General features: G+C 67.8%; 10 protein-coding genes. 4 read left to right on the top strand and 6 right to left on the bottom strand.

Annotation, left to right across the window (positions count from 1 at the left end):
* Positions 1-254 precede the first annotated feature (254 nt).
* Genes IRY44_RS02230 through IRY44_RS02240 form a run of 3 tightly spaced genes read left to right on the top strand, consistent with a single transcriptional unit; the run spans position 255 to position 3,960 of the window.
* Complete coding sequence (locus IRY44_RS02230; protein ID WP_194798785.1) at positions 255-1,736, top strand: cytochrome P450; 1,482 nt, start codon at positions 255-257, stop codon at positions 1,734-1,736.
* On the top strand, positions 1,733-3,211 hold the full coding sequence (locus tag IRY44_RS02235) for an amino acid adenylation domain-containing protein (RefSeq protein ID WP_194798786.1): 1,479 nt from the start codon (positions 1,733-1,735) through the stop codon (positions 3,209-3,211). The genes IRY44_RS02230 and IRY44_RS02235 overlap by 4 nt, the downstream gene beginning before the upstream one ends.
* Positions 3,208-3,960 (top strand): thioesterase II family protein, encoded by a 753-nt coding sequence (locus IRY44_RS02240; protein ID WP_194798787.1) that lies wholly within the window; start codon positions 3,208-3,210, stop codon positions 3,958-3,960. The genes IRY44_RS02235 and IRY44_RS02240 overlap by 4 nt, the downstream gene beginning before the upstream one ends.
* 45 nt (positions 3,961-4,005) lie before the next feature.
* Here IRY44_RS02240 and guaB read toward each other — a convergent pair whose 3' ends face one another.
* Positions 4,006-5,487, bottom strand: coding sequence for an IMP dehydrogenase (gene guaB / locus IRY44_RS02245; RefSeq protein WP_194798788.1), 1,482 nt, complete (start codon positions 5,485-5,487; stop codon positions 4,006-4,008).
* 110 nt (positions 5,488-5,597) lie between these two features.
* Between guaB and IRY44_RS02250 the strand changes: the two genes are divergently transcribed.
* Positions 5,598-6,812, top strand: a complete 1,215-nt coding sequence (locus tag IRY44_RS02250) for an MFS transporter (protein WP_194798789.1) — start codon at positions 5,598-5,600, stop codon at positions 6,810-6,812.
* 83 nt (positions 6,813-6,895) lie between these two features.
* Here the strand turns inward: IRY44_RS02250 and IRY44_RS02255 are convergent, their stop codons facing one another.
* Genes IRY44_RS02255 through IRY44_RS02275 form a run of 5 tightly spaced genes read right to left on the bottom strand, consistent with a single transcriptional unit; the run spans position 6,896 to position 13,084 of the window.
* Entirely contained in the window at positions 6,896-8,467 is a 1,572-nt protein-coding gene (locus IRY44_RS02255; protein WP_194798790.1) for a hypothetical protein, read from the bottom strand.
* A gap of 11 nt (positions 8,468-8,478) precedes the next feature.
* Entirely contained in the window at positions 8,479-9,957 is a 1,479-nt protein-coding gene (locus tag IRY44_RS02260) for a DUF4407 domain-containing protein (protein ID WP_194798791.1), read from the bottom strand.
* Positions 9,958-9,979: 22 nt separating this feature from the next.
* On the bottom strand, positions 9,980-11,494 hold the full coding sequence (locus tag IRY44_RS02265; protein ID WP_194798792.1) for a hypothetical protein: 1,515 nt from the start codon (positions 11,492-11,494) through the stop codon (positions 9,980-9,982).
* Positions 11,491-12,327 carry a protein phosphatase 2C domain-containing protein gene (locus IRY44_RS02270; protein WP_194798793.1) on the bottom strand — a complete coding sequence of 279 codons (837 nt, stop codon included), beginning with the start codon at positions 12,325-12,327 and terminating at the stop codon, positions 11,491-11,493. The genes IRY44_RS02265 and IRY44_RS02270 overlap by 4 nt, the downstream gene beginning before the upstream one ends.
* 40 nt (positions 12,328-12,367) lie before the next feature.
* Positions 12,368-13,084, bottom strand: coding sequence for a VWA domain-containing protein (locus tag IRY44_RS02275; RefSeq protein ID WP_194798794.1), 717 nt, complete (start codon positions 13,082-13,084; stop codon positions 12,368-12,370).
* Positions 13,085-13,269 lie beyond the last annotated feature (185 nt).

Raw genomic sequence — 13,269 nt, forward strand, 5'->3', positions numbered from 1 at the left:
CCAACTTGATCAGGATATCTTCCCGTCACCGGAAGCCTGGCAATCATTAAACTGCGGGGGGCAGTCGCTCGACACTTTTACTTCTTGCGGACCGGTCCAGTGAATTCCTCACAGAATTCATCGGCCGGGTTCCTGCATAACCGGCCACGCTGGCGAGCCGGTTGTCGGTCTTATTCTGCGACGCATAAGATCGGGCCGGCTGTGGACAACTGGCCACTTCCTGACGCATTCTTCGAGCCTCATGGAGTTGTGCCGTGGACCCTGCCTACAAACCATTTGAGCTTTCCTCGTCGAGCCCAGTCGAAGCGCAGCTGATCACGCTCTGGTCGAAGCTCCTCGATCTGGACGACATCGGGCACGACGACGACTTCTTCGAGCTGGGTGGCGACTCGCTGCTCGCCGCCGAGCTGCAGCTACAGGTGGACGATGCCTTCGGGGTGGAGATCCCGTCGTCCGTGCTCTATCGCCAACCGACGATATCGGCGGTGGCGGCGGCGATCGAGGAGGCGAGGAAGACACCGGCGCCTGTGGATCTGTCCGACCCGGCGCTCTACGCCGACGGCCGACAGTTTGCGGCCTGGGCCTGGTTGCGCGAGCACGATTCGGTGCGGTGGCAGCCCTTGCCGGACCGCGGCGAGGATTCCGGCTTCTGGGCCGTCACCCGGTACGCGGACGTTCAGCAGGTGATTCGCGACCACGAGTCGTTCACCTCCGAGCGCGGCACACTTGTCAACCTTCTGGGCAAGGGCGATCCCGCGGCCGGCGCCCAGCTCGCCGCTACCGATCCGCCCTTGCACGACCAGCTACGGGCGCCGCTGCAGAAGGCCCTGGGCGCACGCCCGATCGAGGCGTACGGCGACGAGATAACGGCGGGCATCAAGCGGCTGCTGGCCTCCGGCGTCGACGGCGAGCCCTTCGACCTGGCCGCGGCGACGGCGCGTCTGCCGATGGTCGCCATGACCCCGATGCTCGGGTTGCCTCCTGCCGACACCGCCGATCTGATCCGGCTGGTGTCGATGTGCAACGCGGAGGAGGATCCGGAGTACCAGATCGGCGGGACCACGGAGGCGACGCTGCGACACGGCCACCGCGAGCTGTTCGCCTATCTGACCGACCTGGTTCGCCTCCGCCGACGTCGACCCGGCGACGACCTGGTCAGCTACCTCCTCACCGCAGAGGTCAACGGTGCGGTCCCGCCGATCGGAGCGATAGTCTCCAACTGCTACAGCATGCTGCTCGGCGCCGCGGGCACGGTGCCGCACGTGCCGACAGCCGCCATCGCCGAGCTTTCGCGTACGGGCGGCTACCGCGGCTGGGCCACGCGACCCGAACTCCTCGAGAGCGGTGTGGAGGAAGCCCTGCGGTGGGCGAGCCCGGCGAGCAACTTCATGCGTTACACGCGGCGCCCCGTCACCCTCGCCGACCGCAAGCTGCCGGAGGGTGTCGCCGTCGTGGCCTACCTCGGCTCCGCCAACCGCGACCCCGAGGTCTTTCCCGATCCGGAAACGTTCGACATCAGACGACAACAGAACCGCCACCTCGCCTTCGGGGTCGGCCGTCACTACTGCGTCGGCTCGCACCTGGCGCGCTACACGCTGCGGCGCTTCTTCCGCGAGCTGTTCGTGACGTTCGAAGACCTGGCGGTGACCGGGGAGGCCGTTCGGGTGCACTCGACGTTCCTCAGCGGCTTCAAGAAACTCGTGGTGACCGGCAACCCGGCACGGCGGCGGTCGTGACAGCGGCGCCGCCGCCCGCCGGGACCGCGAGCCGCCATCAGTTGCACGGCGCCGCCCTGCACGCACCTGAGCACGTCCTCGACCTGGTGGAGCCGTACCTCGGTTCGGATGCTCCCGCCGTGACCGACCACGAGGGCGGATTCACCTATCGGGAGCTTGACGAGCGGTCGGCGACGATTGCGCGGGTTCTGCTCAAGGCCGGCGTGCAACCGGGCGACCATGTCCTCATACACGCCCGGCTCAGCCGGTGGGCGGTGGTGGCGATGCTCGGCGTGCTGCGCAGCGGCGCCGCCTACGTCCCGGTCGATGCCGCCTTCCCCGCCGGGCGTCGGCAACACATCGCCCGCGCCAGCGGTGCCCGGTACGCCGTGGTGGAGAAGGGCCTGACCGGCGTGCCCCCGACTCCCGTGATGATCCCGGCAGACGTTCGTGAGGCCGGGTCCGGCACGGTGCGAGGACCGCTCGCGTACACCTGCTACACCAGCGGATCGACCGGGACGCCCAAGGGTGTCACCATCAGCACCCGGGCCTTGGCCGCCTCGACGGCGGCCCGGCTCCAGTACTACGACGCTCCCGTCACTCGGTTCGTGCTCTGCTCCTCCATCTCGTTCGACAGTTCGGTGGCGGGCATCTACTGGACCCTGGCCTCCGGCGGGGAGCTGGTCATCCCCAGCGACCGCCAGACCGACATCCTGGCGATCGCCCGCGCCGCCGCCGGCGCCTCGCACATGCTCACGCTACCGTCGCTCTACCGGATGATGCTGCGCGGAGAGCTGTTCACGAACGCCGTCGCGCCCAGAACCGTCATAGTGGCGGGCGAGTCATGCCCGCCGGACCTGCTGCGGCAGCATTTCGCGGCGGCGCCGGACAGCGAGCTGTTCAACGAGTACGGACCGACCGAGTGCACGGTCTGGAGCACCGTGCATCGCTGCCGACAGGAGGATGCGTCCGCCGAGAGCGTGCCTATCGGTCGTCCGATCCCGGGCGCGACCCTGTACGTCGAGAGCGCCGGCGATGCACCGGGAGAGCTGGTGGTCGGAGGGCCGGGTCTGGCCGAGCAGTACCGGACCGCAGGTGAGTTCCGCACCGGAGATCTGGTCTCGGTCGACACCGAGGGCCGGCTGCTCTTCCACGGCCGCGCCGACGACCAGTTGAAGCTGGGCGGCATGCGGATTGAACGCAGCGAGATAATCTCGGTGCTGACGAACTGCCCGGGTGTGGCGGAGGCCGCCGTCGGCGTGGCCGAACGCAACGGCAGGTTCGCCGTGCTGGGCGTGGTCACCGCGACGGATCCGTCGCTCACTCCGGGGACGGTGCGGGCGCACGCGCTGCGACACCTGCCCGGGGTCGCCGTGCCGGGGCGGATCGAGGTCCGCAGCCAGCTGCCGACGCTGCCCAACGGCAAGGTCGACCAGCGTGGCGTCGACCAGCTGGCCGCGCAGGCTTCCCCGCCGCGGACGAGAGGCCGCCGATGACCGCCCGTGAACCACGCTGGCTGCTGTGCCGACGTCGACGGCCGGCCGCGGCCCTCCGGCTCTACTGCTTCCCGCACAGCGGAGGGTCACCGGGCGAGTACGTTCGATGGGCCGACGCCGTCCCGGACACGATCGAGGTCTGGGCGGTCCAGCTGCCTGGGCGAGGAAGCCGGGGCGGGGAGCAGCCGATCACCGACCTGAACACCGTCGTCGAGGCGTTCGTGTCCGAGACCCGGTTGACCCCTCCGTACGCGTTCTTCGGCCACAGCCTCGGTGCCGGGATCGCCTACCACGCCGCCCGGCTCCTCCGCGACAGGTCGCTTCCGGAGCCGACGCGGTTGATCGCCTCCTCCTACGCCGCGCCGCATCTGCACCGGTCACCCATCTCTCTCGAGACAGCGAACGGCCCGGACCTCGTTGACGCCGTCACCCGCCTCTTCGGCGCGATTCCGGATGAGCTGCGCCACGATCCGCACGCCCTCGAGAGGCATCTACGTCCACTACGGGCCGACCTCACCATCGCCGCGACCCACCGCTATGTCGAGGACGCACCGCTCACCTGCCCCGTCACCGTGTGGTCTGGTCAGGACGACGGGGAAACCGAGGATCGGCTTGCGGCCTGGATCGACCACACGGTGGCAGCATGCACGTTCCGCCGGTTCCCTGGCGGGCACTTCTACTTTCGTGACCGTCTGCCGGAGTTCCTCGCCGACCTCGGTGCGACCCTGATGCGGGACCGGACGGGATGACCCCGGAGCGGATGACGACTCCACCCCGAGGTCGCCCCGTCCCCCTCAGCGTCGACGGTAATTAGGCTCGTCGGAGGTGATGACCACGTCATGCGGGTGGCTCTCTTGGAGACCGGCGCCGGTGATCCGGACGAACTGACCACGCTCTTTGAGTTCCCGCACGGTGGCGGTCCCGCAGTAGCCCATCGAGGATCGCAGGCCACCGACCAGCTGGTAGACGACGCCGGACAGCGGCCCCTTGTAGGAGACCCGGGCCTCGATGCCCTCCGGCACGAGCTTGTCCGCCTGGCTGATATCAGCCTGGAAGTAGCGGTCCTTGGAGAAGGAGCGGGCACGCATGGCCGCGAGCGAGCCCATCGCCCGGTACTGCTTGTAGCTCTCCCCCTGGTGCAGGATCAGATCGCCGGGCGCCTCGTCGACGCCAGCGAAGAGGCCGCCGATCATCACGGCGTCGGCACCGGCTGCGATGGCCTTGGGGATGTCGCCGGAGAGCTTGATGCCGCCGTCGGCGATGACTGGGATGCCATGACGAGCGGCGGCCTGCGCGCAGTCGTAGATCGCGGTGATCTGCGGCATACCCACGCCCGAGATGACTCGGGTTGTGCAGATGGACCCCGGGCCGGTGCCGACCTTCACCGCGTCGGCGCCCGCCTCCACGAGCGCGTCAACGGCGTCGCCGGTGGCGATGTTCCCGCCGATCACCTCGATGTCGAGGGAACGCTTGATCGCGGCGACCGTGTCGAGCACACCCTGCGAGTGACCGTGCGCCGTGTCGACGACCAGGGCGTCGACGCCGGCCGCGACGAGGGCCTTCGCGCGCTCGACCGAGTCGTCGCCGACCCCGACGGCGGCGATCACCCGAAGGCGACCCTCGGCGTCCTGTGTAGCCGAGGGGAAGTCCGTCTTCTTCAGAATATCCTTGATCGTGATGAGCCCGCGAAGAATCCCAGCCTCGTCCACGATGGGCAGCTTTTCGACCCGGTGTTCGCCGAGAAGCTTCTTCGCGCTTTCCAGATCGGTCCCCACCGGCGCGGTCACCAGAGGAAGGCCCCGCATCACCTCGGCGATCCGCACGTCGGTGCGCTCCACGAAACGCAGATCCCGGTTGGTCAGAATGCCGATCAGCCGGCCGCTGTCGTCCACGATCGGTACGCCCGAGACCTTGTAGTGCGCCATGATCTCGAGTGCCTCTGCGACATCGCGGTCGGCGGTGAGCGTCACCGGGTCTGTGATCATTCCGGACTGGGTCCGCTTGACCTTGTCGACCTCGGCGACCTGATCCTCGACGCTCAAGTTCCGGTGCAGCACGCCGATGCCGCCCAGCCGGGCGAGCGCGATCGCCATCCGGGCATCGGTGACGGTGTCCATTGCCGCCGATACCAGCGGAATAGCCAGCTCGATCGAGGGTGTCACGCGTGTGCGGGTGTCGGCAGACGCGGGCGTGACCCGCGAATGAGCCGGAATGAGCAACACGTCGTCGAAGGCGAGACCGGCCTTGGCCATTTTGGAGGGGAACTCGTCAGGCATGGACGGATACTACGGTACCGGGATTCGCTCATCGTGGAGCCGATGCCGATGCGACTGATCACCTCGCCATCGCACGACATCGGTCGCGCGGGGCGATCCGGAAATCGGTGATGACGGGAGAGGAAGGCTTCGACTCTCGGCGACGACGCACCGTCCTGACCACACTCTCGATCACACAGACCATCGGCTACGGCATCCTCCTCTACTCGTACGCCGTGCTGCTCGAACCAATGACCCGCGATCTGAGCAGCTCACCGGCCGTGGTGACGGGCGCCTATACCGCCAGCGTCCTCACCGGCGCGGTGGTCGCCGTACCGTTCGGGAGGTGGCTCGACCGTCATGGCGGGCGGGCCTTGATGACCACCGGTTCGGTGGGCGGCGCCCTGCTCCTGCTCGCCTGGTCCCGGGTCGAGACCGTCGCGCAGTTGTACGTCGTGCAGTGCGGGATCGGCATCGTCGGCGCCGCGACCCTCTACGACGCGGCCATCCCAGTCGTGGTGTCGTGGTATGGCACACGCACTCGGCCCCGTGCACTCCTGACCGTCACCGTGGCGGCGGGCTCCGCCAGCACAATCTTCCTGCCGCTGTCCGGCTGGCTTGTCGAACGCCACGGATGGCGTACGAGCCTGGTGGTTCTCGGCCTCCTCTATGCCAGTACCATTCCGCTGCACACCCTGGTACGCCGACCGCACCGCCGAATCGGCACCGCCGGACCGCAGGCGGCCCCTGCGCCGGGCCGGTCCGTGGCGTTACGCGACAGGGCATTCTGGCTGATCGCGGTGGGCCTCACACTAGAGACGGGCGCCGTCAACGCCTTCAATGTGCACATCGTCTCGGCGCTGGGCCAGTGGGGACACAGCCCGGCGTTCTCGGCCGGGATTGCGGGGCTGTTAGGCGTATTCTCGGTCGCTGGGCGTCTCGTGACGACCGGGCTACGACGTTGGTGCGCGACGGCCATGTTGACCGCAGCCGTGTTCTGTCTGCAGGCCTTGGCCGCGTTCTTGCTGCCCGTCATCGCCACGAGTCCGTTCGGAGCAATCGGTGCGGTGATCGGATTCGGCATCGGTGCCGGCGTCGGTACCATCGCTAAACCGATCCTCCTGTCCGAGCGCTATGGCTCGCAGGACTATGGGACTCTCGCCGGAATGGTCGCCATTCCGATGACGCTGGCGAAGGCGGGCGCCCCGCTGGCCGCGAGCTTCATCAACTCGTCAACGGGTGGCTACCAGCTCGCGCTGGTTTCGATCGGCGCTTGCTGCATGCTGGCTGCAGCGGCCCTCACCGCAACGGGAACCCCTCGTACCATTCCGGCTCTTCGAGGTTGAGAGAGGACGCGGCCGATCGTCTTGATGACGCGGTTGGTGCCGTTCGGGCAGGTCGGATGCGGCGCAGGCGGACGAAGGGGCCCTCATGCACCCGGCTTTCTGCCGAACGGCCACCAGCGCCGGCCATCGACCGTCGAAGAGATCGGCTCGTGCCCGTCGTGCCCGGGCGTGTCGTACGCCGCCGTGTGGGTGGGCATCCGCTGCGCGTACCGGTAGATGACTCCGGACTGCTCCTTGATCACTGCCAGTACGTCCTCCTTGTCGGTCAGCACATGCAGGCCGAACGGCGACGGCGGCATCGGATGCAGCGCATGACGTCCGCCAGACGGGCTGAAGTCGACCCAGGTGACTCGACCGTTCTCCAGCAGTCTGACCCAGTCGTCCTCGGTCGCCTCGTCGGCCGGAAACCTCATCGCGGCCAGGAAGACGAAGTGCTGGCTCACGACCTGCACCCCCCGGGCGTGCAGTGCACGCGAGGTACGGCCCGCCGCGTCGAGCAGCGGCTCGACGACATCGGTCATCGAGAAGTATTCGATCTTCACCTTCGGCAGCGCGACCTCGGTGATGGTGCCCGCGACACGAAGCACGCCGTGCTTCTGCAACGGGTTGGTCGCCGAGAGAACTTCGACCGCTATGCGCACCGGCTGGCCGCTCGCCGCGTCGAACTCGACGGAATCCAACAGCTGATCGAGCTCCAGAGCAACCTCATTGCGCCGCTTCGTCACCCGCCTGGGCACGACACCGTCGTCCGGAACGAAGACGAGATGGACGAGCCCGACCGCCGTTCCGCCTCGATGCAGCTCGTCCATGCAGTCGGCATCCGTCTGCTGCCGACCGGTCAGGCGTTGGATCGGTGTGCGCTGGTCCACGGCCACGATCTCGGAGCCGTCGTACATCACCGCTTCCAGCATGGGCTTCTTCGCCGCCCCCGCATTCCGGGCGGCCGGGGTCCGCACGTCCACCGGCACCGGATCGGGAGCCGGTACGACACGCGGCCGCCGTTCGACCACGGGTGCCGACGCGGTGGCGCGCGGCGACTCGACGACCTGCCCCGGTCGCTCTCGAGTCGACGCCGGACCCGCAGCCGAGGCCGGGGACGGCTCGGGACCGAGCGCCGAAGGGCTCAGGTAACCCTCTTCGATCAGAGCGCCGACCCGATCGAGGAACGCTGACTCGCTCAGGGCGATCTGCGGCTGCTCGTCGTACATCTCGATGAGTGTGTTGACAGTGCTCGCGACTCTTCCGGCGGCGGTCGGCGAGCTGCCGTTCCGGGAGTCCCGTACGCCGGTGCCGAAGATCCGCGCCCACAGACGTCTGCTGGGTGGCAGGTCGCGCAGGCTGTCGAAGACGTTGCGGAGCTTCTCCCGGTCGTCGGACACCACCACCAACCCGATGACGCCCCGCGGCGCGAAGAAGTGGCCGGCCGGCATCGCTGCCTCGACCACAGTGCTCACGAACGCGCGGTCCCACTCCGGCGTGAGCTTGAAACGGGGAGCGAGCCGCACCGTGACCAGATCGTAGAGCACCGGGTCGGTACCGATCTGCGCCTGCACCTGCCGACACAGCTCCTCGGCAGGCAGCGGCAGCGGACCGACGGGAACGATCACCACCAGGAAACCGGCCCAGTCCTCCTCGGCGGGCCAGTACGGGTTCATGCCGACGGAGCTCATGACGGGCGCTTGGCCGACGGGGGCAGGTTCAGCGCGGCAGCGACCCTCGCTGCCGCCGAACGTCGACCCGTGACGGTGGCGCGGGCCGATGGCGCGACCGATCCGGTGGCCTTTGCAGGCTGGCCGTTGCCGGGCCAGAGGCCACTGCCCTTGCCGGTGCTCTGGGGCGGCTGGACAGCCATCTGCCTCACCTTCTGCTTCCACGCTTCGACCTGGTCAGTGGCGAGTTCGAGCATCACCGCTTCGACTTCGTCATGAACCGCCTCAGCAATCCGCTTCTTGCGCTTCTCCAGATCCTTGTCGATGTACTCCTGTCGTCCTGCTGCCTTGACGACCTCCTTGGTGTCGAGTTCGTCGATCTGGTCATAGGCACTGGGTGGACCGAGGATGGACAGCGACTTGATCGCGACAGGCAGTAGCTCGATCATGAAGAACAGTGCGGCGACCAGTAGATGAGCCAGCTTCGCCCAGCCGTTCTCATCCCCCAGGTGAGCCAACGCGACCAGGCGTGCCAGCAACCCCGTGTTGTCGGCGGCCTCCTTGTTGCTCGTGTCCAAGTCGCTCTGGATCGCCGCCTGGAGGATGTCGCGCTGCTGACGCAGGCCCGGGAGCACTCGTTTTGCCTCGTCCTGCGCCTCGGAGACCGTCCGGCCGCTGTCTCGGCGCAAGTCCGACCGGGCCTTCTCCAGGGCTGCGAGCTTCGTCTGGACGAGCTCCCGGGCCGCTGTCGCGTCCTTCTCCTTCCGGTCGTACTCCCGCCGAAGCGCCCGGGCACGCGGGCCATCGCCCCGCTTGCCGCTGCCGGCTTCGCAGAGCTCACCGTCGAGTTCGCACCGCCAGGCAGCCCACGCCTTCTCTGCGGTCGCCTGTTTTGCCTGGTAGTCGGTCGTGGCCTGCTTGTGCTCCGCCTCGGCTGCGGCCAGGACGGGTGAGCTGACCGCGACCTCGCCGGCGAGGTATCGCTCGTACTTCGTGATCTCCTCTTTGAGATCCGCCAGCTCCTTCTGCCGGTTTCCCTCGGCCAGTACGATCGACGCACCCTCCGCCTTCCTGATGTTGTCGAGCGTCATCTGCTGTTCGATCTCGTCGGCGAAGATGCGCAGCGTCAGCGGAGTCGAGATGACCAGGCCGAGCAGAGCCGCCATGAGAATCCGCGGCAGGACCATCCAGAAAAGCAACCACCTGCTGCCGGTCGGCTTCAGACTGAGGATCAGCGCACGGTCGACGACCAGGATGATCACGCCCCAGAAGATGCCGATGAGCACCGCGCCGGCCACACCGACGCGCAGCCCGTCGGTCATCGCGAAGGCCATCGACACCACGGCCAAGCCGGCAGTGGCGAGCAGCACGAGCCCCAGCGCCACGAAGCGGGCCTGGTCCTTGGCCACACCGCCTCGGCTGATCTGCTTTGCGCGCGCGAGCACACCCGGGTCGGCACCGCCGAGACGAGCCAGAAATGTGCTGGATCTCTGCATATGCATCAGTCCTTCAAAGTCTTCACGGGGGAGGGAAACCGTTGGCGGAGGCCTTCTGCTTGGAATCCGCACGAAGCTTCTGTGCTGTACGCCGCAGCATTTCGCGGATCGCGGCGTCGACCCCGACGTCGGCGGCGCGGTAGGCGCTCCCGATCACGTCCCGTAGCTGCTTCGACGTGTGCGCCTCAGGCACTGCCGGCGCGAGGTCAACCGGCGGCACCTGCGGCCAGTGCAACGGTGGCAGCGGAACGACGTCCGCCGCGGGCAGTGGGTACGGCGGAAGCTCTGCGTGTGTACGAGGCAGCCGCATCACCGGCAGGTCCGGCAGCACGACCGCGGGCGGGTTGACCGAGACCTGCACCGGCGGCATCTCGTAGTAGTGCAGCCGGCCCGCCGGTCCTTCGTCCTCGCCGTGGTCGTTGACGACTGCTACCCGGATCTCGCACGCAGTGGGTGGCTTGACGGGATAGCCGTTCGGGTAGCCGTCGGGGTCGATATCCCCGACGGCGAAGTTGTTGACATCGCTGAATATGCGGACCGATCTGGCGCCCCTGTGCTGCCAGCGGACGAAGACCTCGGAGCCACGCAGCGTCACGTCGGTACTGAGTTCCGCGGACAGCAGTGTCGGTGGGTCAGCAAGATCGAGCACCCGGCCGACGAGATATTCCTTGATCTCCTGGGCGGTCGGCCGCTGGGCACGGTCGTCACTGAGCGCACGGTTGAGCAGGTCGATTCCTACCTGGTCGAGCAGGCCCGGGGGGACGAGCGGGCTGGCCGGATCGTGCAGCTGGGTGGATCCGCGGCCGGTGGCGAGGCCCCGGATCACGCACAGTGCGAGTTTGTAGACGTCGGTGAGCTGGTCCTGCAGCTTCTGCTTCTTGTGCCGCACCTCCGGCGGCACGAAGAACGGGGTGTTCGGCTGGATCCGGGTGGCGTCGGCGACATCGGCCACCCCGTCGCAGTCCATCAGCAGGATTCGTGGCGGATCGGTGGCCACGGCGGCGTTGCGCAAATTCATGTCGCCGTAGACGAGACGCCGGCCGCCTCGTGGCCGGTGGATCACTTCGATCGCGTACGCGAGGCGGGCCATCAGGGCCAGGCGGACGAGTTCCTTGTCGGCCGGTGCGCGGCTCTTGTCGAAACCGTTCTCCTTGGCCTGTTCCGAGTCGGCGCCGAGCAACTGGAACTCGAAGACCCGGCGTCCGCCATTGGCGTCGATGAAGAAGTCGTCGGGGATGCACCGCATGAGCATGCCCACGTCGGTGCCCTTCTCATGGACCATGGCCAGCGGCCACACGGTGAGGAGGTCGAGTTCGGCCTGCTCCGCCGGGCTCATCGCGTCACGCAGCGCGACAGCCTGCCGCATCGTGCTGAGCATCGGTCCACGGTTCTTCGCGTCGACGGACGGCAACAGCTCCTTGAACGCGAGCCTGCCCGGCACCTCAGGAATGTGGTCACCGACGAGATGCACCTGTGCCATCCCGCCCTGGCCGAGCGGCTTGAGTGTGCCCAGCCGGCGTCTGTCGATGCGGATCACGGCCGGCTCGCCTCGAACCAGACACCGACGACGGTGCGGTCGTCCATGTGCCCTTTCCGCGCGAAGCCGACCTGCTGAGCGAAGGTGAAGACGTCGGGGGCGGTGGCCCACCAGCCGGCGAGGGTCTCACGCACCTGCACGGAGCCCTCGAGCGGGACGCCGACGCCATCGGTCATGAGGAAGATCGGTCCGTCGCCGAGGAGGTGCTCGGCCGTCCTGAGCCGAGGATCCGCATGCGGCAGTGCCCTGACCCGGCCGGAGTGCAAGCCGTTGTCGTCGTCGTAGGCGTCCGGATCGTGCGTCAGATTCCGCCACCGGCCGTCGGCCAGTACCCAGGCCGACGAGTCGTCGGTCCAGGCGACGGAGACGTGCCGTTCGGCCGGATCGAGACATACCGCTGCGGCCACGAGGGTTGTCGCCATCCGGACGCCATCAGGGACGTGATCGAGGTGCGGACGGCTCCCGGCCGCCGCGACGAAGTCCTTGAGACGCTCGTTGACCTCGTTCACGGCGATCTGCCAGTCACCGTGACGGAGGTAGGCGCGAGGTACGTCGGCCGCCGCGAACCCGGCCGCCTCCTGCGACAGGGGGAACTGCCCGACGCCGTCGCAGACGGTGACGACAAGCGTCATCGTGGACGGGTCGAAGACCACGGAGAAGCGGTCCTGCCGCGGCTGATTGCGATAGCGATGCAGGATTCCTCGTACGCTGGCGGCACGGACCTGTGCGCCTGGCACTCGAAAGTCGCTCAGCTCATGATCGGCCGAGTCCGGGAAGCGCGTGGGCGGGCCGGGTTCCAACTGCGTGGCGGCACGGCCCGGATCGCCGATCACGTACGCACCCGCCCCGGGTGTCTCGGTGCGCCGCCACACGTCAGTCGACAAAGCTGCCCTCCAGTTCCGGCGACGCGTCGGTGGCCGGCGGGGTGTACTGGAACGTCCCGACAGTGCCGCTCAGGCTGGAGGAGAGCACCGAGGTGCCGATCATTCCGGAGATGGCCTTGAGCAGGCTCGGGACCGATGCGCCCTGCTTCGCCAGAAAGTAGCGTCCCTTCTTCTCACCGAAGTTGGGGTAGGCGAGGGCCTTCATCGACTCCTCCGTCGCACTACGGAATCCGAACGGTGTGACGTACGGGTAGCGGGGGTTCCCCTGCTTCGTGACCGGGTCGTACCCGAGCAGCTGCTGAAAGACCTGCAGGTGGTCCCTGCTCGTCGGCTCGCCGTCGGTGAGGAAGAAGATGCACGGACGGAAGACCCTCTTGCCTTCGTTCTTCAGCCGGACCCGATCGGCCTCGAAGGCCCGGTGGAACTCCTGAAAGGCAGCGGTGTAGTTGGTCAGGCCACCACAGCTCAGGGTCTGCAGTTCCATCGCGCTCGGGAAGTTGAGTGGCATCACGGTGCGAGCGGTGTCGTCGAACGCGATGACACTGAGCATCGCCAGGTCGTCGGCGACGGGGTCCTTCATGATCTCCTGGCGCAGACCGGCGAGGCCTGCGTTCAGATCGGCCATGTCGCCGCACATGGATCCGGAGACGTCACAGACGATGTAGAAGGGCATGACTACCTGCCCCTCGGTGGCCCGCTCGGACATGGCTTCTCCTCCGATGGTCTTGGGGGACGGCGGAATCCCGCCTGCTCCTCCCTGACGGACAGCCCGCCCCTCAGCGGATGAGGCTGCCCTTCATGCCGCCGACGGCGTCCTTCGCGGCGGCAGGTACTGAGGCTTGCCACTGCCGGTACTCAGCGCTGAGCCGATGACCGAGGTGGCGATCGCGC

This window comes from Micromonospora sp. ANENR4, from assembly GCF_015354395.1.
Classification (GTDB): Bacteria; Actinomycetota; Actinomycetes; order Mycobacteriales; family Micromonosporaceae; genus Micromonospora; species Micromonospora aurantiaca.

Excerpts from the sequence above, each read along its gene's own strand:
- IRY44_RS02240 (WP_194798787.1), top strand. The coding sequence starts at position 3,208 with ATGACCGCCCGTGAACCACGCTGGCTGCTGTGCCGACGTCGACGGCCG.
- guaB (WP_194798788.1), bottom strand. The coding sequence starts at position 5,487 with ATGCCTGACGAGTTCCCCTCCAAAATGGCCAAGGCCGGTCTCGCCTTC.
- IRY44_RS02250 (WP_194798789.1), top strand. The coding sequence starts at position 5,598 with ATGACGGGAGAGGAAGGCTTCGACTCTCGGCGACGACGCACCGTCCTG.
- IRY44_RS02255 (WP_194798790.1), bottom strand. The coding sequence starts at position 8,467 with ATGAACCCGTACTGGCCCGCCGAGGAGGACTGGGCCGGTTTCCTGGTG.
- IRY44_RS02260 (WP_194798791.1), bottom strand. The coding sequence starts at position 9,957 with ATGCAGAGATCCAGCACATTTCTGGCTCGTCTCGGCGGTGCCGACCCG.
- IRY44_RS02275 (WP_194798794.1), bottom strand. The coding sequence starts at position 13,084 with ATGTCCGAGCGGGCCACCGAGGGGCAGGTAGTCATGCCCTTCTACATC.